This is a genomic window from Brevundimonas sp. SGAir0440, from assembly GCF_005484585.1.
Taxonomy (GTDB): Bacteria; Pseudomonadota; Alphaproteobacteria; order Caulobacterales; family Caulobacteraceae; genus Brevundimonas.
The window spans coordinates 1,683,094-1,708,243 of record NZ_CP039435.1 but is presented as its reverse complement, the minus strand read 5'-3'; the positions used below and the strand labels follow the sequence as shown (position 1 = coordinate 1,708,243).

Below are 25,150 nucleotides of genomic sequence, written 5' to 3'. Positions count from 1 at the left end.
CCAGTCTTTGGTGATTATGCCATGAGCCGCCTGCCTCGCATCAAACACGTCCGCGCCTTCGTCGTGAAAAACGACGGAACCGGCGGCGGCGCCGACTATCACGATCAGGGCGACGGCCACTGGATCGACGACCACATCGCCACGCCGATGGCGAGATATCCCGAGTATCGCCAGAGCCGCCGCAGCTTTGGCATCAATGTCCTGGGCACCCTGGTGGTCGAGATCGAAGCCGAGAACGGCGTCGTCGGCTTTGCAGTCACGACAGGTGGCGAACCGGCGGCCTATATCGTCGAGAAACACCTGGCCCGCTTCCTCGAAGGGCGCGATCCGTCCGAGGTCGAGAAGATCTGGGACCAGATGTATTTCTCGACCCAGTATTATGGCCGCAAAGGCTTGGTGGTAAACGCCATCTCCGGCGTCGACTTGGCGCTGTGGGATCTGTTAGGTCGTCTGCGTCAGGAGCCGGTATTCGCCATGCTGGGCGGCGCGGTGCGCGACGAACTGACCTTCTACGCCACCGGCGCGCGACCCGACAAAGCCAAGGAACTGGGCTTCATCGGCGGCAAGATGCCTCTGCACCATGGCCCGGCCGAGGGCGAAGAAGGCCTGCACAAGAACATCGCTGAACTCGAAGCCATGCGGAACGCCTGCGGCGACGATTTCTGGCTGATGTTCGACTGCTGGATGGCGCTGGACCTCAACTACGCCACACGTCTGGCCCACGAAGCCCACAAGCTGGGTCTGAAGTGGATCGAGGAGGCGCTTAGCCCCGACGACTACTGGGGCTATCAGGCGCTGAAGAAGAACGCCCCCAAGGGAATGCTGGTCACGACCGGCGAGCATGAGGCCACCCGCTGGGGCTTCCGCATGCTGCTGGAAATGGAATGCTGCGACATCATCCAGCCGGACGTGGGCTGGTGCGGCGGCGTCACCGAACTGCAGAAGATTTCGGCCTTGGCGGACGCGAAGGGCGTGCTGATGATCCCTCACGGCTCGTCGGTCTATTCCTACCACTTCGTGGTGACGCGCCATAACAGCCCGTTCGCGGAGTTCCTTATGATGGCCCCCGGCGCCGACGAGGTCGTGCCGATGTTCCATCCGCAACTGATCGGCGAACCCGTCCCCGTAAACGGCCGCCTGAAGGTTCCAGAAACCCCCGGCTTCGGCGTCGAACTGAACCCCGACATCGATCTGCATCGCCCGTACGCGCGACCTTAACTTCGCCAAGACGAAAGCTTCTCCGCCACTATGAAATTGCTGCGTTACGGCCCCAAGGGCCAGGAAAAGCCGGGCACGCTGGACGCCGAGGGGCGCATCCGCGATCTGTCGGGCGCTATCTCCGACATCACGCCCGACCAACTGCATGGCCCGGCGCTTGAGGCACTGAAGGCCATCGACCCGACCACCCTGCCCCTGGTCGAGGGCCAGCCGCGCTATGGCGTGCCGATCGCCGGCGTGCGCAAGTTCCTGGCCATCGGCCTGAACTTCGCCGACCACGCGGCGGAATCGAACCTGCCGATCCCGGCCGAGCCGGTTCTGTTCACCAAGGCCATCACCTGTCTGAACGGACCGAACGACGACGTGGTCATCCCGCGCGGCTCGGAAAAGACCGACTGGGAGGTCGAGCTGGGCATCGTCATCGGCAAGCCCGCCTCTTACGTCTCCAAGGCCGAGGCCCTGGATCACGTCGCCGGCTACGTGCTGATCAACGACGTGTCCGAGCGCGCCTATCAGACCGAGCGGGGCGGCACTTGGGACAAGGGCAAGGGCTGCGACACCTTCGGCCCCGTCGGCCCCTGGATCGTCACCACCGACGAGGTCGGCGACGTGCAGAACCTGGACATGTGGCTGGATCTGAACGGCAAGCGGATGCAGACCGGGAACACCCGGACCATGATCTTCGGGGTCGCCGAAATCGTGTCGTATCTGTCGGAGTTCATGACGCTGGAGCCCGGCGATCTGATCACCACCGGCACCCCGCCCGGCGTGGGTCTGGGCCAGAAGCCGCCGCTCTATCTCAAGGCTGGCGACACGGTCCGTCTGGGCATCCAGAAGCTGGGTGAACAGGGTCAGACCTTCGTGGAGTGGACCCGATGAGCGCCTATCAGGGCCGTTTCGCGGGCCGCACCGCCGTCGTCACCGGCGGCGCCTCTGGCCTCGGCAAGGCCGCCGCCGCCCGCATCGTCGCCGAGGGCGGCAAGGTCGTGCTGTGGGACCTCAACGCCGAGGCGCTGACGGCCGCCGCCGCCGAGGTGGGGGCCGCCCATGTGATGGCCCTGGACGTCGCCGACCCCGACGCCGTCGCCGCCGCCGCGGAGACCTCGGCCCAGGTGCTGGAGGGCCGAATCGACATCCTGGTCGCCTCGGCCGGCATCACCGGCGCCACCGTCCCGGTGCAGGAGTTTCCGATCGACAGCTGGAAGCGGGTCGTCGACATCAATCTGAACGGCGTCTTCTACTGCTCGCGCGCCATCGTGCCCTTCATGCTGGCCAACGGTTACGGCCGGATCGTCAATGTGGCCTCGGTCGCGGGCAAGGAAGGCAACCCCAATGCCTCAGCCTATTCCGCTTCCAAGGCCGGTGTGATCGGCTTTACCAAGTCGCTGGGTAAGGAACTGGCCGGCAAGGGCGTCGTCGCCAACAGCCTGACCCCCGCCACCTTCGAAAGCCCGATCCTGGTGCAGCTGCCCCAGAGCCAGGTCGACTACATGCGCTCCAAGATCCCCATGGGACGCCTGGGCGAGGTCGAGGAGAGCGCCGCCATGGTCTGCTTCATGGCCTCCGAAGAGTGCAGCTTCACCACCGCTTCGACGTTCGACACGTCGGGCGGCAGAACGACCTATTAGGACGCACGCGTGGCTTCGGACCTTCGCATCGTCGACGGGCACGTCCACCTGTGGGACCTGTCGCGTGCGCGCTATGGCTGGCTTCAGGACGCCCCCCTGCCGAACAATCCGGCGGGAGACATGTCGCCCATCGCCAACGCAAACTATCTGCTGGACGACTACCTGGCGGACACGGCGGGCTGGCGCGTGGACAAGATCGTTCACGTCGAGGCCGGCCAGCCTGTGGGCAAGCAGCTGGCCGAGACCGACTGGCTGCAGTCGATCGCTGATGACACCGGCTACCCACACGCCATCGTCGCCGGCGCCGATATGCTGGATCCCGATCTGGACGCCCTGCTGGAGGCCCACGCCGCCCGGCCGAACGTCCGCGGCGTGCGCCAGATCGTCTGCTGGCACGAGGATCCGTTGAAGACCTACACCGACCGCGATCTGTTGCGTGATCCGAAATGGGTCGAGGGCTTCGCCAAGCTGGCGCCTTATGGGCTGTCGTTCGACCTCCAGCTCTATCCGGCACAGATGGCGACCGCCGCCATCATCGCCGCGAGCCACCCCGACATACCCATGATCGTCAACCACGCCGGCCTGCCGACCGACCGGAACGCGGCGGGGATGGAGCGGTGGCGCACAGGTCTGCGCCTGCTCGCCGCCCAGCCGCAGGTCTCGATCAAGATCTCGGGCCTGGGAATCACCGACCGTGCCTGGACGCCCGACAGCATCCGCCCGACCGTCCTCGAATGCATCGACGCCTTCGGCACCGAGCGCGCCATGTTCGCCTCGGACTTTCCCGTCGAAAGCGTCCACGGAACCTTCGACGCCTTCTATTCCACCTTCGACGCGATCACGGCCGACTTCTCGGCCGACGAACGCGACCGCCTGTTCGCCGCCAATGCCGAGGCGATCTACCGTATCTGACCCATCCGCCAAAGCCGCACCAAGACGGCGAGGCCCGAGGAACACCAGGAGAGTACCCCCATGGTCATCGAGACCGACGCCGCCCACCCACCCGGGGGCTTGGCCAAGCCCGCCGGGTCGCTGAAGGGCCCGCTGGCCTTCGCCATCGCTTGCTTCCTGATCTGGGGCCTGGCCTATGGTCTGCTGGACGTGCTGAACAAGCATTTCCAGGAGACGCTGAGCATCAGCCAGGCTGACAGCGCCTGGCTGCAGATCGCCTATTTCGGAGCCTATCTGCTGCTGTCGATTCCGGCAGGCATGCTGCTGCATGCGCGGGGCTACAAGTTCGGCATCGTGTCGGGCCTGGCGGTCACCGCCGTCGGCGCCCTTTTGTTCATCCCGGCCGCGGGCGCCGGCGCCTTCCTGCCCTTCGTCGGCTCGATGTTCGTTCTTGCCGCCGGTCTGTGCATCCTCGAGACCAGCGCGGACACCTACGTCAACGTCCTGGGTGATCCGGCCAAGGCCTCACAGCGGCTGAACCTGGCCCAGTCGTTCAATGCGCTTGGCGTCTTCTTCGGTCCCCTGATCGGCGGCGCGGTCTTTTTCAGCCCGACGACGACCGAAGCCCTGGGCGGCGCGACCCGGTCGATCCAGATTGTCTACGGGCTGATCGCCGTCGGCGTGGTCCTGTTCGCCCTTGCCGTCTGGCGCGCCCGTTTGCCGGAGACCGGCCTGTCCGACCACGGCGGCGCGATGCAAGGCGACGCCCCTGCCCTGCCCCTGTCCAAGCAGCCGCACTTCGTCGCCGGCGTGATTACCCAAGCCCTTTATATCGGCGCCCAGGTCGGCATCGGCGCCTACTTCATCAATCTGGTGACGCACAACTGGCAGGGTCTGACGTCGCAGCAGGGCGCCTTCATGCTGTCGCTGGCGGCGATCGGCTATCTGGTCGGGCGCTTCTTCGCCACCGCCCTGCTGTTGAAGATCAAGCCACGCGTGCTTCTGACGGCCTACGGCGTCATCAATGTCGTGCTGACGCTGATTGTCGCCGCCGGTATCGACAAGGTCTCGCCCATCGCCCTGCTGGCCGTCTTCTTCTTCATGTCCACCATGTTCGCGACCATCTTCGCCCTGGGTACCGCCGGCCTGGGCGCCGGCACCAAGAAGGCCTCGTCCCTCATGGTCATGGCGATCGGCGGCGGCGTTCTGCTGCCCTGGCCCATGGGCAGGATCGCCGACCTCTACGGCGCCAATGTCGCCTTCCTGCTGCCGGCCGCCTGCTTCGCCGTCGTCGCCTGGTACGGCTGGAAAGGTGCGGGACTGGGGCTGAAGGCGGAGGCGAAGTGATGCGTCTTCGCACAGCCCTCCTCGCCTTCACGCTGTTAGCCAGTTCCACGACCGCCTGCGCCGAAACGGTCGCACCCACCGCCGCCTTGGCGCCGGCGTCTCCCATCGACCGCCACGCCCTGGTCACGCGCCACAACGTGACTCTGACCGCCGTCGATCGCCATGCCCCGATCATGCTGGGCAACGGCGACTTGGGCTTCACCGCCGACATCACCGGGCTTCAAACCTTTCCCGAGCAGTATTCGGAACTCGCGCCTCTGCTGACCATGGCCCAATGGGCCTGGCACAGCTTTCCTAATCCGAACGGCTATACGGAACAGGACGGCCTGATCGATGTGCCCGTGCCGGGCCGGGGCGAACAGCCCTATGCCTGGATGAAGTCGTGGTCCGTGGCCGAGACGCAACCCGCCTACACCTGGCTGCGGGCCAATCCGCATCGGTTCTCGCTTAGTCGCATCGGCCTGACCTTCGCCGACGGCACAGCGCTGGACTTTGCAAAGATTGCAGGCACGCACCAGACGCTAGACTTGTGGTCCGGCGCCCTGACCAGCCGCTTCACCTACGATGGCCAGTCGGTCGAGATCGTGACCCGCGTCCACCCGACCTTGGACATGGTCATGGTCGAGATCGCCTCGCCTCTCGTTTCCTCTCAGGGCCTGGGCGTCCAGGTCCGCTATCCGGGCGTGAACCCCGCCATCAATCCAGACCCGACGACGTTCGACCGCGATGGCGACCAGAGCCTGAACATCGTCGCCTCCGACACAGGCGACGTCCATATTCGCCGCACCCTGGACGACACCACCTATTATTCCGGCATCACCGCATCCGGTAAGATCGAACAAAGCGGCCCCGACGCCTTTCGCGTGGGCGCTGCTGGTCGCGACAGGCTGACCGTCATGGTCCGCTTCGGTGAGCAAGAGCCCGTTGAGAAGACGCCTGCTTACTCCGCCAGCGTCCAGGCGACGACTGCACACTGGAACAGTTTCTGGACCCAGGGCGGCGCCGTTGATTTCACGGGCTCTACCGATCCGCGAGCGGCAGAACTCGAACGTCGCGTCGTCCTGTCGCAGTACCTGTCAGCGGTGAACGGCGCCGGCGAACTGCCGCCGCAAGAAGAAGGCCTGTTCTCCAACAGCTGGTACGGCAAGTTCCACCTCGAAATGCACCCCTGGCACGCTGGCTGGCAGGCCATGTGGGGCCACCCCGACATGCTTGAACGCAGCCTGCCTTGGTACGTCGGCAATCTGGACAACGCGCGCGCCGAGGCCGCCCGTCACCAGGTCAAGGGCGCTTGGTGGCCCAAGATGGGGGGGCCAGAGGGTCGCAATAGTCCCAGCCTGGTCTCGCCCTTCATCATGTGGCAGCAGCCGCATCCAATCCTTTTGGCCGAACTGGTCTGGCGGGCCGACAAGGATCCTGCCGTGCTGGATCGATACGGCGAGGTGGTCGAAGCCACGGCCGATCTTTTGGCCACCTGGCCTATCGAACGCGACGGCCGGCTGAACCTGGGCACGCCGATGATCCCGGCGCAGGAGAACTATGATCCCCTGACCACTGTGAACCCGACGTTCGAAGTCGAGTATTTCCGCTGGGCTCTCGAAACCGCGCAGCAATGGCGCGAACGCAGGGGTCAGGCCCGCCGCGCCGACTGGGATCAGGCCCTAGCCAAGATCGCGCCGCCGCCGATGAAGGACGGCCTGTATCTGCCCGTCGAGAGCGTGCCGGACTTCTGGGAGACGGCCATGTCCGACGCCTGTCGCCGACACGCAGCGGCGGCTCAGTGCAAGAACCGCGACCATCCCTCCTTCCTGATGGCCTATGGCTTCATTCCGGGCGCGCGGATCGATCCAGCCGCCATGCGCCGCACGTTTGAAGCGGTGGAGCAGAACTGGGACGTCCGTCAGACCTGGGGCTGGGACTTCCCGATGATGGCGATGACGGCGGCTCGCCTTGGCGAACCGGACAAGGCGGTGAACTGGCTGTTCGCCGACCTGAAGAACAATCAATGGGGCGTGACCGGCATGACGCCTCGCGTTCACCTGGATGAACACGCCGACGAACTGGTCCCCGTCTCGGCCGGCGCCGGCGGCGTGACGATGGCGGTCAATCCGGATGGTCCGGGCTATCGCCGCGCAGCCGAGACCTATTTCCCGTCCAACGGGTCGCTGCTGATGGCCGTCGGTCTGATGGCGTCGGGTTGGGACGGGTCCAGCGGCCACGCGCCCGGTTTCCCAAAGGAAGGCTGGACCGTCCGCGTCGAAGGCCTGACCCCCGCGCCGTAATCCATAAAAAACCCGAGAGGACCGCCCCGATGACGACCTCGAGACGCACCGCCCTGAAGGCCCTGCTCAGCGCCCCAGCCGTCGGCGCCTTCGCCACGACGACCGTTCACGGGCAGGCCACACCGGCCGTCCTACCGGCGCCGGGACAGACCCCCGCCTGGCCCGCGCCCAACACCGCCCCGCCCTCGACTCAAGAGACGCCGGTCGAGCGGCCGCGCTGGGACGGCCCGGTGCCTACCGAGTGGGTCGATCCGAAGACCGGCCATCGCATCCGCCGCGTCTCGCCCGATGGCGGGGGCGGAAAGCCCTATTTCTACAAGAACATGTTCTTGCCCAAGGAGGTCGGGGCGCCCGACCTGATGGTCATCTCGACGCCTCAGGGCATCTCGACCGTCAATCTGGCGACCTGGGCCGTCGAGGTTCTGGTGCCCGGCCATGACGCCGACCTGATGTTCACGGGCCGCAAGGGGCGAAACGTCTATTATTCGGTGACCGCGCCTGGCGAAGGCCAGTTGATGGACCGCGCCAAGACCCTGTTCGTCATCGACGTCGACACCAAGCACCGTCGCGAGATCGGCCGGATACCGAACGGTCAGATCAATTCGGTCAATGCCGATGAGAGCCTGCTCCTGGGCTTCGTGGCCTATGACAGCCAACCGCTACAGCCGACGGTGCCCGACCCGCGCAACCGCCGCTTCGATCAGGCCGAATACGAAGCTGATGGGCCGGACGGAAAGCCGCTGAACTTCGCCCGCGCCAAGGGCGTCCGGATGCTTCAACGCTGGGCCGCGCGCTATCCGATGGAAATCTTCGTCATCGACCTGACCACGGGCGAGCGAAGCGTGATCCACAAGACCAACGAATGGATCGGCCACACGCAGTTCTCCCCCACCGACCCCCAGCAGATCATCTTTTGCCATGAAGGGCCTTGGCACCGCGTGGATCGAATGTGGGCTATCCGCGCCGATGGCACGGGCCTCAGAAAGACCCATCAGCGGACGATGAACTTCGAGATCTTCGGCCACGAATGGTTTAGCCCGGACGGCAAACAGGTGCTCTATGACCTGCAAACCCCGCGCGGCCAGGTCTTCTGGGTCGCCTCGGTCGATCTGGAGACGGGCCGCCGGGTCTATCGCAAGGTCGAGCAGAATGACTGGTCGGTCCATTACAACGTCTCGCCGGACGGCAGCCTGTTCGCTGGCGACGGCGGCGACGGCGACATGGTCGCTCATGCGCCCGACGGTAAATGGCTCGTCCTGTTGCGCCCCGAACCGATCGTCGATGAAGATCCGTCCAGCGACAAGGACGACCAGATTTTCGTGGAGTATCTGCGCTCGGAACGTCTGGTGGACCTGTCCAACCACGACTACCGGCTGGAGCCGAATCTGACCTTCACGCCGGACGCAAAATGGATCGTCTTCGTGTCGAACATGCACGGCGCCAACCACGTCTATGCTGTCGAAATCGACCGTAGCGCTTAGAGACATCACCAATCGCTCGGCTCCTAAAGCCTGAGATGTCGAGGATTTATCGACGTACTCAGCGGAATCTCTCGTCCCCACATCATTTTGTTGCAAAATGCGGGAAGCTGTTGCAATAAACGACACGTCGCCAATCCGAATATACGCGACGGCATGCCACAAAATGACACCGGTGCCAGACGGACGCCGGGATGGGGAGAGAACGAATGCGACGGATCAACACCCGGACCCTGTGCGCGGTTGGCGTATCCCTGGCGGCCCTGATGGGTGCGTCGGCGGCTGCGGCTCAGGCGGTTCCTGCCTCAGAACCCATCACGCAAGACGCCGCCCAAGATGCAACCGTGGTCGATGAAATCGTCGTCACCGGCTTCCGGTCCAGCCTGCAACAGGCGCTGAACATCAAGCGCCGCGAAGCCGGAGCGGTGGACGCCATCCTGGCTGAAGACATGGCCGACTTCCCCGATCAGAACCTGGCCGAAGCGATCCAGCGCCTGCCCGGCGTGACCATCGACCGCGTCAACGGCCAGGGCACCACCATCTCGGTGCGTGGTTTGGGTTCCGATTTCACCCGCACCCGCATCAACGGCCTGGAAGCCCAGGCTGCGTCTGGCGGCAACCGCAACCGCAGCTTCGACTTCTCGATGTTCGCGTCCGAACTGTTCAACAGCATCAAGGTTCGCAAGACGCAATCGGCCGAAATCGAGGAGGGCTCGCTGGGCGCCACGGTCGATCTGCAGACGGGTCGCCCCCTGGACTTCGGCGGCAGCGGCCTGAACTCCGCCCTGTCTGTACAGGGCTCCTATAACGATCTGTCTGAGAAGACGGTGCCGCGGCTCGCGGGTCTGCTGAGCTGGTCGAACGAGGACCGGACTTTCGGCGCTTTGGTTTCGGTTGCCTACTCCGAGCGGTCGCCAATCCTTGGCAGCTTCAACACGACGCGTTGGCAAAAGGGCGACCCGTCAAACGTCAACGCCGCTGGCAACCCCTATGGGCGCGGCCAGAACTTTGGCGGCTGCATTCCCTGCACCACGACGGCGCAACGTGACGCCGTGCTGAACGCCTTCTATCCCCGCATCCCGCGCTACACCTTGGGCAATACTCAGGAAGACCGCCTGGGCATGACGGGCGCACTACAATGGCGGCCAAGCGACCGCACCGAGGCGGTGCTGGACGTCCTGTGGTCGCGGTTCAACTCGGAACTGGAAAGCCCGAACATCGAAGCCTGGTCGTTCAGTCGCGCCAACGTCAACAGCGTCGTCGTGCGCGATTATGCGATCGACGCCGACAAGAACATCCTGTCCTACGGCGTCTTCGACAACATGCTGGTGCGCGCCGAAAACGGCTTCACCCGCAACGAAAGCAACTTCTACCAAGCCTCTCTGAACGTCCGCCACGATTTCAGCGACCGGCTGCATGGCAATCTGAAGGTCGGCGCCAACCGATCCGAAGCCCGTACGCCGCTCAATGTCGCCTATGCGTTCGAGGCCGCGGGCGTGAACGGCTACACCTTTGACTTCCGCGAGGACGATCGCCGGCCCCGCATCAACTACGGCTTTGACGTCACTTCGGGTCAACGCTTCACCTTGGTCAATGCGACGCGCAGCAACGCCGGCGGCAACTTTGACAATAAGGTCGGCGCCGGCTCATTGGCCTACGACTGGTCCGACTCCCTGACCTTCAAGATCGGCGGCGAGTATCGCACCTATGGGTTCGAGACCTTTGGCCTGACGCGGACCAAAACGTCTCCGACCGGCGCCGATCGACTGACCGGGGTCGACAGCATCGGACGCGTCGTCAGCATCGGGGATGGAGTAAGCGCCGGCTTACGCTCTGATCTCAGCTTCATCGTTCCGGACATTTCCAAGATTGCTGATTTCCTCAGCTTCTATGACGATCCCTTGGTCGCTAATCGCAGCGAGCGTGAGGTGGACGAAACGGATAAGGGCGTCTTCTTCCAAGCCGACTTCAATACGACTGTCGGAGGCATGGTCCTGCGCGGCAATGCCGGCATCCGCTACGCCCAGACCGAGGTCACGGCCAAAGGCTGGCAAACCATCGCAGTGGGGACGCCGCCGGTCACGACCTATGACTATGTGACAACCGACAACGACTATGACGACGTCTTGCCGTCCTTCAACCTGGCGCTGGAGCCGCGCGACGACGTGGTGATTCGCCTGGGCGCTGCCAAGGTGATGTCCCGTCCGACCCTCGGCGATCTGACCCCGGGCGGCAGCGTCTCACCGACCACCCGCACCGTGTCCTACGGAAATCCGCTTCTGGACCCGTTCCGCGCCACCAACTACGATTTCTCGGTCGAGTGGTATTTCCAGACTGAGGGCCTTTTGGCCGCCGCCGTCTTCTACAAAGACATCGACAGCTTCATCACATCCGAAACAGTCGGCATCCCCTACAACCAGCTGGGCCTGCCCAACGAATTGCTTCAGGGCGCTGCAAGCCCGACCGATATCTTCCAGGTCACACGCCGCCTGAACGGCGAAGGCGGCGCGCTGAAGGGGATCGAAATCCAGTATCAGCAACCCTTCACCTTCCTGCCCGGTCTTTGGTCCAACTTCGGCTTCACCGGAAACGTCACATGGGTTGATTCCGAAGTCAGCTACGGCTCGGCCGGCAAAAACCGTTTGACGGGCCAGTCGAAGAACACCGCCAACGCGACCCTGTATTATGAGGATGGCCCGTTCCAGGCCCGCGTCTCGATCGCACACCGCAGCCAGTATCTGCTGTCCTTCCCCGGCGCGAACGGCAACTCCGAAGAAGGCGTCAACGACACCACCAATGTCGATGCCTCCATGTCCTACGAGTTCACGCCGAACCTGACCTTCTCGCTTGAAGGCATCAATCTGACGGACGCCTATACCGACCGTTATGTCGACGTGACCAACCGCGTGTCCGACTACCGTCACACCGGCCGAGAGATCGCCGTGGGATTGCGCTGGAAGTATTGAGCTTCCCTCCCTGACGCCTCCAGCGTGACAAACTAAAAGCTCGGAGCGAACGGCTCCGGGCCTTCTTTTTACTCAGGCAAAAAGCGACGATTGAGGTTTTCGGATCCCTCGCCGCCTCTACAAATACGCTCCCACCTGCCAGGGCACGAACTCGTTGTCGCCGATGCCGAGGGCCTCGGATTTGGACGGCTCGCCTGACGCGACATCGAGCATTTTGCGGAAGATGACTTCGCCGGCCTCGGCCAGGCTAGTCCCGGTCAGGACGGGCGAGGCGTCGATGTCCATGTCCTCGTCCATCCAGTTCGCCAATTTGGCATTGGAGGCGACCTTGATCGACGGGGCGGGCTTGGCGCCGAAGACCGAGCCCCGGCCGGTGGTGAAGACGATCAGATTCGCGCCCGAGGCGATCTGGCCCGTCGCCGAGCACGGATCGTAACCGGGGCTGTCCATGAAGCTGAGGCCCTTGGCCTGAAGCGGTTCGGCGTATCCGATCACGTCGTCCAGCGGGGTCGAACCGGACTTGGCCACCGCACCTAGCGATTTCTCAAGAATGGTCGTCAGGCCGCCCTTCAGATTGCCGGGCGACGGATTGTTGTTCAGCTCCATCTGATGGCGATCCGCATAATCGCGCCACCACGCCAGACGCGCGTTCAGCTTGTCCGCCACATCCTGAGACGCCGCACGCCTAAGCAGCAGATGTTCTGCCCCCCAGATCTCGGGCGTTTCCGACAGCATGGCCGAGCCGCCGTGCGCAACCAGCAGATCGACAGCTGCGCCCAAGGCCGGATTGGCGGTGACGCCGGACCAGCCGTCCGAACCCCCGCATTGCAGACCGACAGTCAGGTGAGATGCGGAAACAGGTTGGCGCTGGACTTGCGCCGCCTCGGCGACCAGGTCGCGAACGATGTCGATCCCGGCCTCGATCGCCCGGGCCGTGCCGCCCGCCTCCTGGATCGTCAGGGTGCGCAGCCGCGGGCCGGATTGAAGGCCTTCGTTAGCCAGCCAAGCGGGAATCTGATTGGCCTCACAGCCCAGACCCACGATCAGGATGGCATGAAAGTTCGGATGCTTCGCATAGCCCGCTAAAGTCCGCTGCAGCAGCGTCACGTCGCTGCTGAGTGACGAGCCGCCGCAACCTCCCTGATGGGTGAATGCGACCACGCCATCGACGCCCGCAGGCAGGCTGGAGTCCGGGAAGGCGTCGGCGATGCGGCGCGCCACGGTGGCCGAACAGTTCACGCTGGTCAGGACGCCGATGTAGTTGCGCGTGCCGACTCGACCGTCCGGGCGAACGATGCCGTTGAACGTCGCGCCAGACAACGGCGCCGGCGGACGCAAGTCGGCCCCGACCTCAGCTTCACGTCCTTCCTCGGCCATGGCCAGGTTGTGAATATGGACATGATCGCCGGCAGCGATGGCGACCTTCGCGCGCCCAATCACCTGACCGTAGCGGCGGACCAGACCACCCGGCTCCACCGCGTGACGGGCGATCTTATGGCCGGTCGCGATGTCAGCGCGCGCCGAGGCGTTCAGGCCATCGGGCGTATCGCCGCTGGCGATGTCGTCCAGGGCGATGGCGACGTCATCGGCGGGGTTCAGTATCAGGACGCGAGACATAGACTACTCCGCGACCAGACGCGCGGCCTCGGCGGCGCCGTTCTGGCTGAGCGACAGATAGGCGGACGTGACCGCTACGGCGAACCGGTCGCCACCCGCCAGCGCGGGCGGGAAGACGGCGGACAAGCTCAGTAAGGCCGAAACGCGCGCTTGATCAGTGTGAGCGTCGGCCAACAGTTCAGAGGTTTTGCCCGCCAGAGGATCGTCGACGACGAAGATTTCGTCGCTTTCGGTCACGCCCAATTGCCATTTCATCCAGGCGGCGACACCCAAGGCCATGGCGTCGATACCCTGCCCCGCCGCCAGACGTTCGGCGGCCCCGGCCAGCAGGCGCTGGGGCAGTTTCTGCGAGCCGTCCATGGCGATCTGGCGCGTGCGGTGCATCAGGGCCGCATTGGAGAACCGGGCCATCAGCGCCTCACGATAGGCGGGGATGTCCAGACCTGGCGGCGGGTTTAGCGTGGTTTCGGCCTCGTCCCACAGGGCCTCGACATAGGCGCGAAAAGCCGGCGCCGCGACAACCTCGTGGACATGTTCATAGCCCGACAAGGCGCCCAGATAGGCGATGGCTGAGTGTGCGCCGTTCAGAAGGCGCAGCTTGGCGTCCTCCCACGGCTCGACCGCGTCGGTCAGTTGCACGCCGAGAGACGCGAAGTCGGGCCGCTCGCCGGCGAACCAGTCCTCGATCACCCACTGGGTGAAGGGTTCGGCCTTGACCATGCCCCGGTCCTCGACTCCGAGACGCGCGGTCAGCCGGACGATGTCGTCGGAGGTGGTCGCCGGGACAATCCGATCGATCATCGTCTGGGGGAAGGCTCCCTCGGCCTCGATCCAGTCCGCCAGCGACGGGTCGATCCGGCGCGCCATGGCGATGACTCCGGCACGGATACGCTTGCCATTATGGGGAAGGTTGTCGCAACTGATGACGGTGAAGGGCTTCCGCCCCGCCGCCCTTCGCGCCTGCAACGCCGCGACGATGAATCCAGGCGCGGTACGGGGCGCGGCGATGTCAACCAGATCGGCCGAGACATCAGCGTCGCTCAAAAGCAGGTCGCCGGTCGCCGGATCGAGGCGATAGCCCTTCTCGGTCACGGTCAGGGTGACGATATGGACATCGGCGTCGGCCATGGCGGCGACCAAGGCGGCGGGGTTCTCCGGCCCGACCATCACGCCCGCACAGGCGCCGATCACCCGCAGATGCTCGTTCGATCCGTCACGCACGACCAGGGTGTACAGCCCGTCTTGCGGATTCAGCTGATCGCGTACGCCGGGCGACCGAAGCGAAGCGCCCAGCACGCCCCAGCGCAGATCGCCCGACCTGATCGCATCATCGAACACGACCGCCTGGTGGGCGCGGTGGAAGGCGCCGATGCCCAGATGGACGACACCCGTCTTCACCTGGGCGCGGTCGTAGCCGGGGACGGCGACGTCGGCGGGCAGACCCGTCAGAGTGGCCTGGTTCAGTCTGCTCACAGCTTGTAGGCCGCCTTGACCAGGCCATAGGTCAGAGCGTGAGCCAGTTCGTGGGCCTCGTCCTCCTCCATCCGGTGTTCGACCACCAGCTTGGCCAGGAAGCCGCAGTCCATGCGCCGCGCCACGTCGTGGCGGGCGGGTATGGACAGGAAGGCGCGAGTGTCGTCGTTGAAGCCGACCGTATTGTAGAAGCCTGCCGTTTCGGTGACCTGTTCGCGGAAGCGACGCATCCCCTCGGGACTGTCATGGAACCACCAGCTGGGCCCCAGCTTCAGCGCCGGATAGTGGCCGGCAAGCGGCGCAATTTCGCGGCTGTAAGTGGTCTCGTCCAAGGTAAACAGGATCAAAGACAGACGGTTGTCCGAGCCGAACCGATCCAGCAACGGCTTCAGCGCGCGGACGTAATCGGTCTGGGTCGGGATATCGCAGCCCTTGTCACGGCCGAAGCGGTTGAAGACGGTGGCCGAGTGGTTACGGAAGCTGCCGGGGTGAAGCTGCATCACCAGACCATCCTCGACCGACATGGCGGCCATTTCAGTCAGCATCTGGCCGCGGAATAGTTCAGCGTCGGCGGCGCTGGCAGGGGCGGTCGAGACACGCCGGAACAGGGCCTCGGCTTCGGCCTTGGGCAGATCGGCAGTGAAGGCTGTCGGGTGGCCGTGATCGGTCGAGGTGGCGCCCATTTCGATGAAGAAGGCGCGCCGGTCGCGCAGGGCCTGCAAGTATCCGTCCCAGCTCAGCGTATCGCGGCCGGTCTGTTCGGCCAGGATTTTCAGATTGTCGCGGAAACCTTCATAGTCTGGATCCAGAACCGGATCCGGGCGATAGGCGGTCAGCACCCTTCCCTTCCAGCCCGAGGCTGCGATGGTCCTGTGATGCTCCAGCGTGTCCAGCGGGCTCTCGGTCGTGGTCAGGACCTCGATATTGTAACGATCAAACAGGGCGCGCGGCCTGAAGGCGTCCGTCTTCAGGGTCGCATCGATCACGTCGTAGTAGTGATCCGCTGTCTCGGCCGACAGGCGAACGTCGATGCCGAAGGCCTCGGCATAGACCCAATCGTGCCACATCCGCGAAGGCGTCCCCCGGAACAGGTGATAGTTCTCGGCGAAGCGCCGCCAGATCTTGCGCGGATCGGTCTCGACCGGCCCGCCATCGGCGCGCGGCACGCCCAGATCCTCCATCGCCATGCCCTGCGAGTGCAGCATGCGGAAGACGTAGTGGTCGGGCGTGATGAGAAGTTCGGCCGGATTGGCGAAGGGTTCGTTCAACGCAAACCAGCTCGGGTCCGTATGGCCATGCGGGCTGATGATCGGCAGCCCCTTGATCTCACCATACAGACGACGCGCGATCGCCCGGGTGTCGGCTTCCGCCGGAAACAGGCGATCGGGGTTCAGTTTGAGCGGATGAACCATAGCGTTCCTCATGGCCTCGTGGCGGAGGCTTGGTTCGCCTCTCGATCTTGATCCAACAAACCTACAACATGGGCCTCAAAAAGACACCGGTTACCTTCATCGAGCCTCAGCTTGTTATTGAGCGTCGTACGTCGGATTTTTCGCAAGCCTGCGCTGGCGCCTTGCGTCCGGGCGCGAGGCTGGACATAAGGGCCGCTCACCGCCCGTGCGGGCCGGCTTAGCTCAGTTGGTAGAGCGCCAGTTTTGTAAACTGGATGTCGCGGGTTCGATTCCTGCAGCCGGCACCACGCCTTTCGACCATCGGGGACATGGCCGACACCACCAACAAGCTGGGCCACAAGATCGGTGCGCGAGGGGGCAGAACCCGCCAGGCGATCCTCGACGCGACCCAACGCCTGTTGAACGAGCGGCATTACGGTGAAATCCGCGTCGCCGATCTGGCCTCGGCCGCCGGTGTATCGCCTTCCAACTTCTACACCTATTTCAAGACGGTCGAAGAACCTGTTCTGGCGTTGTGCGAGATCGCCGCGACGGATTTTCAGGGGCTGGCGGCGCATTTCCAGGCCGACTGGCCGGGCGACAAGGCCTTCGTCATCGCGCGCGCCTTCATTCTGGACGTGATGGCCATCTGGCGCAGCCACGGTCAGGTGCTGCGTGTCGAACATATGCTGGCCGACAATGGCGACGCCGCCTTCGTCGAAAGCCGGGTGCGCCGTTTGCGCCGGCTGCACCTGTCCATCGAACGGCGCGTGGCCCAGGCCCACGCCAGCGGCCTCCATCCCAGGGATTACAATCCACGTCTGGCGTCCTACCAGATCGCCTCCATCGCCGAATCGACGGCGGCCAGTTTCGATCTGTTGCGGCGGGCCGATACGCCAGAGGCCATTCTGGATACGGCGGCCATCATTATCGTGAAGCTGACGACGGGACGCTAGAGGCCCAAGGGCCCATAAAGCCAGGTCAACCAGATTCCGACGGCCAGGAAGACGCCGAAGGGCAGCTTCTCCGATCCGCTGACGCTGCGCCGGACCACCAAAATACCGAAGACGAGACTGAGCCCGACCGCGCAGGCCCACAGCAGCACGCTGGGCAGGCCCATCCAGCCGACCCAGGCCCCTGCCCCCGCGAACAGGAAGGGGTCGCCTCCCCCCAGTCCCTGACGCTTGCGGACGAGTTGGTACAGCCAACCGACCAGCCAAAGTCCGCCAAAACCGACCGCCGCGCCAATCAGATGGAAAAAGCCGAGGCCCCAATCCAGAATCAGCGCGACCGTGACGCCGGTCGAGATCAAGGGCAGCGTCAGACTATCCGGCAGCCAGAAATGTTCGCCATCGACGATGGCGATCAGCAACAGCTGCCAACCCAGAACGGCCGTGGCGGCGATCATGAATGTCGAGGCGCCGCCTGTCGCGCCCCACACCCCGGCCCAGATGCCGACGCCGGCCGAAGCTAACTCGATCAGCGGATAACGCGGCGAAATCCGCGTGTGGCATCGCGCACACCGCCCGCGCAAACCAAGCCAGCTGAAGACCGGCACAAGCTCCCAGGAACGTAGCGTCTGATCGCAGCCCCGGCATCGCGAGCGGGCGACGACGATGTCCTCGTCGCGCGGCAGGCGAACGCTGACGGCGGCGATGAAACTGCCGACAATCAGGCCCAGCCCGCCCATGACGGCGGCGGCGAGTACAGGATTCATCAGGGCGTCCAGACGGCAACGAACCGCTCAGGCTTAACCGCCTCCGAGCGCCACCGCCACATGATAGGTCACCAGCGACGCCAGATAGGCCAGACCGAACATGTAGCCGATCATGATCCAGGTCCATTTCAGCGAGTTGGTCTCGCGCCGTACGACGCCGAGCGTCGCCACGCACTGGGGCGCGAAGATGTACCAGGCCAGGAACGACAAGGCTGTCGCCAGCGACCATTGCGACGCCAGTGTCGAAGCCAGAAGGCCCGTCGCATTCTCGGCGTCAGCGATGGCGTAGGTCGTGCCCAGCGCCGCCACCGCGACCTCGCGCGCCGCCATGCCGGGGATCAGGGCGATCACCATTTGCCAGTTGAAGCCGATGGGCGCGAAGATCGGCTCCAGAGCACGGCCGATCATGCCCGCGAACGAATAGTCGATGGCCGGCAGGGTCGCGTTCTCGGGCGGATAGGGGAAGGTCGCCAGCACCCACAAGATGATCACCAACGGCAGGATGATGCGGCCCGCGCGGTTCAGGAAGATCTTGGCCCGGAGCCACAGATTGAAGCCGACGCTGCGCAGGTCCGGCGTCTTATAGGCCGGAAGCTCCATCATGAAGGGCTCGACCGCCCCTCGCCAGAACACTTTGCGGATCAGCAGGGAGACGATCAGGGCGCTGACGATGCCGGCGGCGTAGAGGCCGAACATCACAACGCCCTGCAGATTGGCGAAGCCCCAGACCGTCTCATTCGGAATGAAGGCGGCGATGATCAGCGTATAGACCGGGATGCGCGCTGAGCAGGTCATCAGCGGGGCGACCAGGATGGTGGTCAGGCGGTCGCGCCGAGAATCGATCACCCGCGCCGCCATGACGCCGGGAATGGCGCAGGCGAAACTGGACAGCAGCGGGATGAAGGCCCGACCGTGCAACCCCGCGCCGCCCATGATCTTGTCCATCAGGAAGGCCGCGCGGGCCATATAGCCGAAGTCTTCCAGCGCGATGATGAACAGGAACAGGATCAGAATCTGCGGCAGGAACACCAGCACGCTGCCGACGCCGGAAATGATCCCGTCCACAATCAGGCTTTGCAGCAGACCGTCAGGCAGGACGTTGGCGACCAAGCCGCCCAACCCGGCGATGCCGGCCTCAATCCCGTCCATTACGGGCGCGGCCCAGCTGAACACGGCCTGGAACATCACGAACAGCAGGGCGAACAGGATCAGCAGCCCGCCGACCGGATGCAGCAGCACCGAGTCGATCTTGCCGGTCAGCGTATCCGGCCGTTCAGGCGGACGGACACAGGCCTTCATGATGCGCTCGGCTTCGCGGGCGGCGGCGCGCAGTTCGGCGGCGTCCGGACTGCGCCATTCGCTTTCGGTCACGGCCGCGACGGCGGCTTGGTCCTCTATCGCGGCGACCAGATCGTCGATGCCGCGCTTGCGCGTGGCCACGGTGGTGATGATCGGCACGCTCAGTTCGGCGCGCAGTCGATCCAGATCGATGCGCAGGCCCTGGCGCTGAGCGATGTCGTACATGTTCAACGCCAGAACCATCGGCCGACCGACGGCCTTCAGTTCTAGAATCAGGCGCAGGACCAGGCGCAGATTGGTGGCGTCGGCGACGCAGACCACCACGTCGGGCGGCGTCTCGCCGACCAATCGCCCCAGCACAGCGTCGCGCGTGACCTCCTCGTCCGGGCTGCGGGCGCGCAGGGAATAGGTGCCGGGCAGGTCCAGCACCGACATCGTGCGGCCCGAGGCGGCGCGGATCAGGCCTTCCTTGCGCTCCACCGTCACGCCCGCGTAGTTGGCGACCTTCTGGTGGGCGCCGGTCAGGGCGTTGAACAGAGCCGTCTTTCCGCTATTGGGATTGCCGACCAGCGCGACGCGAGCCGTCTTCAGCGCAACGTCCATCAGGCGGCGTCCAGCCGGATCGACAGACTTTCCGCCTCGTGGCGACGCAGGGCCACGCGCATGTCGTCCACCTTCATGGCGATGGGGTCGCGTCCGAACAGACCTTCGTGCAGCAGTTCGATTTGCGCGCCTTCGACAAAGCCCAGTTCCAGCAGACGGCGTTCCAGCTCGACCGCCTCGCCCTGATGGTGACAATGGGCGCCCACCTGAACGATGACGCCGCGATCGCCGCGTCGGGCCTGGCTCAACTTGATGGTGTCGGTCAATTCTACGCTCGCACGGGCGAGGCCGCTCCCCCACGGCTCCGCGTTTCTTTGACACTGATTATCAGGTGCGAGGGGGCTACGTCCAGCAGGACAGCTTGACCAATTGCCGCGCCGGTGCGTTGCGCTATCACAAGGCAAACAGGAAGCCGCCATGACCCGCCACGCCCTCGTCGCCCCCCTTCTTCTGGCCCCGCTTTTGACCCTTGCCGCCTGTGGCCAGGGCGAGCCGTCCGCGACCACGCCTGCCGCGCCAGTTCACGTGCTGACGGATGCGGAAAAGGCGACACTGCTGGCCTCCCTTCCCGCCCCCTACAATGCGGGCGATCTCGAGAACGGGCGTCGGGCGTTTGCGCGCTGTCGCGCCTGCCACACCATTGGCGAAGGCGGGCCGGACATGGCGGGTCCGAACTTGTACGGCGTGTTCGGCCGCAAGGCGGGCGATCGTCCGCGCTACAACTATTCCAACGCCATGCGCACGGCGACCTTCACCTGGGACGCTGAGAAGCTGGATCACTGGCTGGAAAACCCGCGCACCTTCCTGCCCGGCAACAAGATGACCTTCCCGGGCCTGCCCGACGCCACGGATCGCCGCGACGTGATCGCCTTCCTGAAGGTGGAGACGGGCTACAAGGCAGAGCCGGCGCCCGCCTCCTGATCCGTCAGGCCTCGGGCAGTTCCTTGGGGCCGCCTTCGCGCAGTTCCTGGGCTTCCCACTCCTCGATCTTGCGGGCGGTCCATTCCGGCGACTTGGTGAAGCGCGCCAGAACGCCATAGATCACCGGGACCACGAACAGGGTCAGGACGGTGGCGAAGATGGCGCCGGTGAAGATCACCACGCCGATTGTCTGACGGCTGCCTGCGCCCGCGCCTTGCCACAGCACCAGCGGCAGGGCGCCGAATGCGGTTGCGATCGAGGTCATGATGATCGGACGCAGACGCAAGGACGACGACTCGATGATCGCCTCACGGATCGAGCGGCCCTGGTCGCGCAGCTGATTGGCGAACTCGACGATCAGAATGCCGTTTTTGGCCGCCACCCCGATCAGAATGATCAGGCCGATCTGACTGTAGATGTTCAGGCTGGAGCCCGCCATCAGCAGGCCGAAAAGCCCGCCCGCCGCCGCCAGCGGCACCGTCAGCATGATGACCGCAGGCGTGATCCAGCTTTCGAACTGGGCCGCCAGAACCAGGAAGACCAGCAAAAGCGCCAGACCGAAGGCCGCGAGCACCGCCCCGCCCGCCTCCTGTTGGTCGCGCGCCGCGCCGCCCCACTGGGTGACGACGGCGCCTTGCGGCTGCTTGGCAGCCTCGGCGTTCAGGAACTGAATCGCGTCGTCGATCGTGGTGCCGGGATTGAGGTCGGCCTGCAGGGAGATCGCGCGCTGCCGATCCAGACGGCGACGGTCCGGGGTGTCGCCGCTGGTCTTGGTCGTGACGACGGCCGACAGGGGCACCAGTTGGCCACCCCCGGTCGCGACATACAGGGCTTCCAGATCGGCGACCTCGCGACGATTGTCGCGCTCGGTCTGCAGGATGACATCGTATTCCTGACCGCCCTTGATGTAGGTCGTGGCGCGGCGAGAGCCGAACATGGTCTCCAGCGTGCGGCCGATCGACTGGGACGAAACGCCCAGCGCGGCGGCTTTCTGCGGATCGACATCGACCAGCAGACGCGGCGAGTTCGGCTCATAGTTCAAGCGTGGACGCGAGAAGCCGGGGTTGGCCTGGGCGGCGGCCAGCATGGGCTGAAGCCAGGCGTAGATCTGCTGATAGTCGCTGCCGGTCGCGATCAGCTCGATGGAGTTGGAGTTGCCGCCGCCCCGCTGGAAGGCGCCGGGGGTCGAGGCGTTGACCTGGGCGCCCGTCTGGCCGCGCAGCTTGCCGTTCAGTTCCTGAGCGATCTCGGCCGCCGAGCGGTCGCGCTTGGACCAGTCGGCGAGCGTGAGGACCGCGTTGCCGGAGTTGAAGCTGCCGCCGCCGAAGCCGGGCGCGGACACCAGATAGCTGTCGGCCTCGCCGCTGGTCTTGTATTCGGCCAGCAGAGGCTCCAGCCCCAGCATGATCTTGCGGGTGTAGTCGAAGCCCGCGCCTTCGGGACCGGCGACGCGCACGGTGACCCGGCCGCGATCCTCGTCCGGCACCAGTTCGTTGGGCAGGGTCAGGAAGATGCCGCCCGCGCCCGCGGCCACCAGCAGGATCAGGGCGCCGACGCCGATCACGGCGATGCGACGGCCCAACAGCATGTCCAGCGACCGACCATAAGACGACTTCAGCCGATCCATGCCCCAATCGACCCTGCGCGCCACCCAGCCGCCGCCATGTGCAGGTCGCAGAATCTTGGAGGCCAGCATCGGCGACAGGCTGAGGGCCAGAAAAGCGGAGAAGGCCACAGCCGCCGCGATCGCTGCGGCCAGTTCGACGAACAGACGTCCGACATAGCCCGGCAGGAACAGCAGCGGAGCAAACACTGACAGCAGGACGATGGTGGTGGCCACGACCGCGAAGAAGACCTGGCGCGCGCCACGCTCGGCGGCGACCAGCGGCGGCTCGCCGTGGTCCAGACGACGCTGAATGTTCTCGACAACCACGATGGCGTCATCGACCACGAGACCAATGGCCAGAACCAGGGCCAGCAGCGTGAGCAGGTTCAGCGAGAAGCCAAGAGGCGCCAGGACGATGAAGGTCGCCAGCAGACAGATCGGCGCCACGATGGACGGGATCAGCGCGGCCCGCAGACTGCCCAGGAAGATGAAGTTCACCAGGGCCACCAGGGCCATGGAGATGCCGATGGTGATCCAGACCTCGTCGATCGCGTGCGAGGTGAAGACCGAGTTGTCGGATCCGACCTCGATGGTCACGCCCGGCGGCAAGGTCGGCCGGATTTCCTCGATCATCTTGTGGACCCCGTCCGAGATGGCGAGGTCGTTCGACTGCGCCTGACGAGTCACCGCCAAGCCGATCTGATCCATGCCGTTGCCGCGGAACAGACGCCGGTCTTCCTCTGGCGCTTCCTCGACGCGGGCGATATCGCCCAGCCGCGTCACATAGGTGGGCTGCCCCTGGATGATGGCCGACGATCCGCTGCCCGTTCCTGTGGCGACCGTCGCCGAGGTCGAGGCCGCGCCGCGCGTGCCGATGGGCAGTTGGCGGAAGTCCTCCGGCAGGGCGTAGGTGCGCGCCACGCGGACGGTGTAGTCCTTGTCTGTTGATTCCAGCGAGCCGGCGGGCAGTTCGACGTTCTGGTTCGTCAGGGCCGTCTCGACGTCGTTGACCGTCAGACCCCGCGCCGCCATGGCCGCGGAATCCAGCCAGATGCGCATCGAATAGCGCTGCTCGCCATAGATGTTGACCTGGGCCACGCCGGGCACCGTCGCCATCCGGTCGATCAGATAGCGGTCAGCGTAATCGGTCAGCTGAAGCCGGTTCATGCTGGTCGAGCGCAGGAAGACGATGATGATCGGCTGGCTGTCGGAATCGGCTTTGGCCACCTCCGGCGGGTCGGCCTGGTCCGGAAGGCGGCCGACCACGCGGCTGACGCGGTCGCGCACATCGTTGGCGGCGTCGTCGATATTGCGGTCCAGCGAGAACTCGATGTTCACATTGGAGCGTCCGTCGCGGCTGGTCGAGTTGATACGTTCGACGCCCTGGATGCCGGCGATCTGCTGCTCCACCGGCTCGGTGATGCGGCTCTCGATGACCTCGGCCGAGGCGCCGGCGTAGCTGGTGTTGACCGACACGATGGGCGGATCGACGTCCGGCAGTTCGCGCACGGGCAGGAAGAAGAAGGCCGCGGCGCCGATGACGCACAGCACGATGGCCGCGACGGCCGCGAAGACGGGCCGCCGGACCGAGACGTCGGACAGCATCATTTGCCGGCGCCCGACTTGCGACCCTGGCCGCCCACGCTGACTGGCGCGCCCGGCTGAATGCGGTTCAGGCCCGATCCGACGATGCGGTCGCCGGCCTCTATGCCGGACAGGATTTCAACAAAGCCGTTCTCGACGGCCCCGGTCTCGACCTCGACCCGCTGGGCGGTGGAGCCGTTCTGGCCGGGCGCGATGCGATAGACGAAGGCGCCGGCGCCTTCATATTGCACGGCCGACTCGGGCACGGCGGCGCTCTGACGCTGGCCCTGCTGGACCGCCACACGCATCAACATGCCGGGACGGATGCGACCGCCGGGGTTGGGGAACTCCGCGCGCGCGGTTGCGGCGCGGGTCGTTTCGTTGACGCGCGTGTCGATCAGGGCGATCCGACCCGTGAACGGCTCGTCGCCATACGCGTCTGCCGTCGCGGTCAACTGGGCGCCGGGACGCAGCAGGTTCAGATAACGCTCAGGCAGGGGGAAATCGACGCGGATCGTCGAGGTGTCATCCAGCGTCGTGATCACCGCGCCCGGGTTGATCAGCGTGCCGGGCGTCACCGTCGTCAGACCGACACGACCGGAGAAGGGCGCACGGATCACCCGGTCGCCGCGACGGGCCTGGGCCGCCTGCAACGACGCCTGGGCGGTTTCGAGCGCGGTCTCGGCCTGTTCCAGCATGACCTGGGGCGCGACGCCCCGGTCGGCTAAGGCCTTGTAACGATCGTATTCACGCTGGGCCTGATTGACGTTGGCGCGGGCCTCGATAATGGCCGCGTCTTCCTCGCGCGCCTGAAGCTCGACCAACGGTGCGCCGGCCGAGACGTACTGGCCGTCCGCAAACAGGACGCGGGTGATCAGTTCGGTGGTCGAGGAAGTGACGTTCACCGAGCGCTCGCCGCGCGCCACGCCCAAGACGCGAACCTGGTCCGAGAAGGGTCGCTGCGCCACGACGGCCTCGGACACCTGCTGCGCCCCGCGTCCGCGACCGCCGCCCGGCCCTGCCGCCTTCTTTTCATCTCCAGCGGAGACTTTGACGATGGCGGCGACGACCATCAGAGCAAGCAAGACAGCGGCGGCGACAAGGAAGAAGTGACGTTTGATCACGCGGG

The 25,150-nt window shown here is 65.2% G+C and carries 18 protein-coding genes and 1 tRNA gene; 11 read left to right on the top strand and 8 right to left on the bottom strand.

The genetic code is table 11. The annotated features are described in order from the left end of the window. Positions 1-21: 21 nt before the first annotated feature. From rhmD to E7T10_RS08325, 8 genes are all read left to right on the top strand, one after another. Positions 22-1,218, top strand: coding sequence for an L-rhamnonate dehydratase (gene rhmD / locus E7T10_RS08360; RefSeq protein WP_137721450.1), 1,197 nt, complete (start codon positions 22-24; stop codon positions 1,216-1,218). A gap of 30 nt (positions 1,219-1,248) precedes the next feature. Then, positions 1,249-2,097 (top strand): fumarylacetoacetate hydrolase family protein, encoded by an 849-nt coding sequence (locus tag E7T10_RS08355; protein ID WP_137721449.1) that lies wholly within the window; start codon positions 1,249-1,251, stop codon positions 2,095-2,097. Then, entirely contained in the window at positions 2,094-2,846 is a 753-nt protein-coding gene (locus E7T10_RS08350; protein ID WP_137721448.1) for an SDR family NAD(P)-dependent oxidoreductase, read from the top strand. Before E7T10_RS08355 ends, E7T10_RS08350 begins: the two co-directional genes overlap by 4 nt. A gap of 9 nt (positions 2,847-2,855) precedes the next feature. Further along, positions 2,856-3,758, top strand: coding sequence for an amidohydrolase (locus tag E7T10_RS08345; protein WP_137721447.1), 903 nt, complete (start codon positions 2,856-2,858; stop codon positions 3,756-3,758). A 60-nt stretch (positions 3,759-3,818) separates the two neighbouring features. Then, entirely contained in the window at positions 3,819-5,084 is a 1,266-nt protein-coding gene (locus E7T10_RS08340; RefSeq protein WP_137721446.1) for an MFS transporter, read from the top strand. After that, a complete protein-coding gene (locus tag E7T10_RS08335; protein ID WP_246845967.1) occupies positions 5,084-7,366 on the top strand; it encodes a hypothetical protein in 2,283 nt (760 codons plus the stop codon). The genes E7T10_RS08340 and E7T10_RS08335 overlap by 1 nt, the downstream gene beginning before the upstream one ends. 29 nt (positions 7,367-7,395) lie before the next feature. Further along, positions 7,396-8,847, top strand: a complete 1,452-nt coding sequence (locus tag E7T10_RS08330; protein ID WP_137721445.1) for an oligogalacturonate lyase family protein — start codon at positions 7,396-7,398, stop codon at positions 8,845-8,847. Between the two features lie 206 nt (positions 8,848-9,053). Next, positions 9,054-11,810, top strand: a complete 2,757-nt coding sequence (locus tag E7T10_RS08325; RefSeq protein ID WP_168189914.1) for a TonB-dependent receptor — start codon at positions 9,054-9,056, stop codon at positions 11,808-11,810. A 117-nt stretch (positions 11,811-11,927) separates the two neighbouring features. Here the strand turns inward: E7T10_RS08325 and E7T10_RS08320 are convergent, their stop codons facing one another. The 3 genes from E7T10_RS08320 to uxaC are packed head-to-tail and all read right to left on the bottom strand — an operon-like array spanning position 11,928 to position 16,312. After that, complete coding sequence (locus E7T10_RS08320) at positions 11,928-13,427, bottom strand: UxaA family hydrolase (RefSeq protein WP_137721443.1); 1,500 nt, start codon at positions 13,425-13,427, stop codon at positions 11,928-11,930. 3 nt (positions 13,428-13,430) lie between these two features. Further along, entirely contained in the window at positions 13,431-14,900 is a 1,470-nt protein-coding gene (locus E7T10_RS08315; RefSeq protein ID WP_137721442.1) for a mannitol dehydrogenase family protein, read from the bottom strand. Then, positions 14,897-16,312, bottom strand: a complete 1,416-nt coding sequence (uxaC, locus tag E7T10_RS08310; RefSeq protein ID WP_137721441.1) for a glucuronate isomerase — start codon at positions 16,310-16,312, stop codon at positions 14,897-14,899. The genes E7T10_RS08315 and uxaC overlap by 4 nt, the downstream gene beginning before the upstream one ends. Before the next feature lie 211 nt (positions 16,313-16,523). On the opposite strand from uxaC, the gene E7T10_RS08305 reads away from it, so the two are divergent. Both E7T10_RS08305 and E7T10_RS08300 read left to right on the top strand, forming a co-directional pair. Next, positions 16,524-16,599 (top strand) — tRNA-Thr (locus E7T10_RS08305). Between the two features lie 21 nt (positions 16,600-16,620). Then, positions 16,621-17,247: a TetR/AcrR family transcriptional regulator gene (locus E7T10_RS08300; protein WP_137721440.1), complete on the top strand. Its 627-nt coding sequence runs from the start codon at positions 16,621-16,623 to the stop codon at positions 17,245-17,247. Here the strand turns inward: E7T10_RS08300 and E7T10_RS08295 are convergent. The 3 genes from E7T10_RS08295 to E7T10_RS08285 are packed head-to-tail and all read right to left on the bottom strand — an operon-like array spanning position 17,244 to position 20,176. After that, on the bottom strand, positions 17,244-18,008 hold the full coding sequence (locus E7T10_RS08295; RefSeq protein ID WP_137721439.1) for an A24 family peptidase: 765 nt from the start codon (positions 18,006-18,008) through the stop codon (positions 17,244-17,246). The genes E7T10_RS08300 and E7T10_RS08295 overlap by 4 nt on opposite strands. Positions 18,009-18,041: 33 nt before the next feature. Then, positions 18,042-19,910, bottom strand: a complete 1,869-nt coding sequence (locus E7T10_RS08290) for a ferrous iron transporter B (protein WP_137721438.1) — start codon at positions 19,908-19,910, stop codon at positions 18,042-18,044. After that, positions 19,910-20,176, bottom strand: a complete 267-nt coding sequence (locus E7T10_RS08285; RefSeq protein ID WP_137721437.1) for a FeoA domain-containing protein — start codon at positions 20,174-20,176, stop codon at positions 19,910-19,912. Before E7T10_RS08285 ends, E7T10_RS08290 begins: the two co-directional genes overlap by 1 nt. A 151-nt stretch (positions 20,177-20,327) precedes the next feature. Here E7T10_RS08285 and E7T10_RS08280 point away from each other — a divergent pair, with 151 nt between their 5' ends. Further along, on the top strand, positions 20,328-20,831 hold the full coding sequence (locus E7T10_RS08280) for a cytochrome c family protein (RefSeq protein ID WP_137721436.1): 504 nt from the start codon (positions 20,328-20,330) through the stop codon (positions 20,829-20,831). A 4-nt stretch (positions 20,832-20,835) separates the two neighbouring features. Here the strand turns inward: E7T10_RS08280 and E7T10_RS08275 are convergent, their stop codons facing one another. Continuing rightward, the gene (locus E7T10_RS08275; RefSeq protein ID WP_210416227.1) at positions 20,836-24,042 is read right to left on the bottom strand and encodes an efflux RND transporter permease subunit; all 3,207 of its coding nucleotides are present in this window, start codon (positions 24,040-24,042) and stop codon (positions 20,836-20,838) included. Beyond that, positions 24,042-25,145: an efflux RND transporter periplasmic adaptor subunit gene (locus E7T10_RS08270; RefSeq protein WP_137721434.1), complete on the bottom strand. Its 1,104-nt coding sequence runs from the start codon at positions 25,143-25,145 to the stop codon at positions 24,042-24,044. Before E7T10_RS08270 ends, E7T10_RS08275 begins: the two co-directional genes overlap by 1 nt. Between the last annotated feature and the right edge of the window lie 5 nt (positions 25,146-25,150).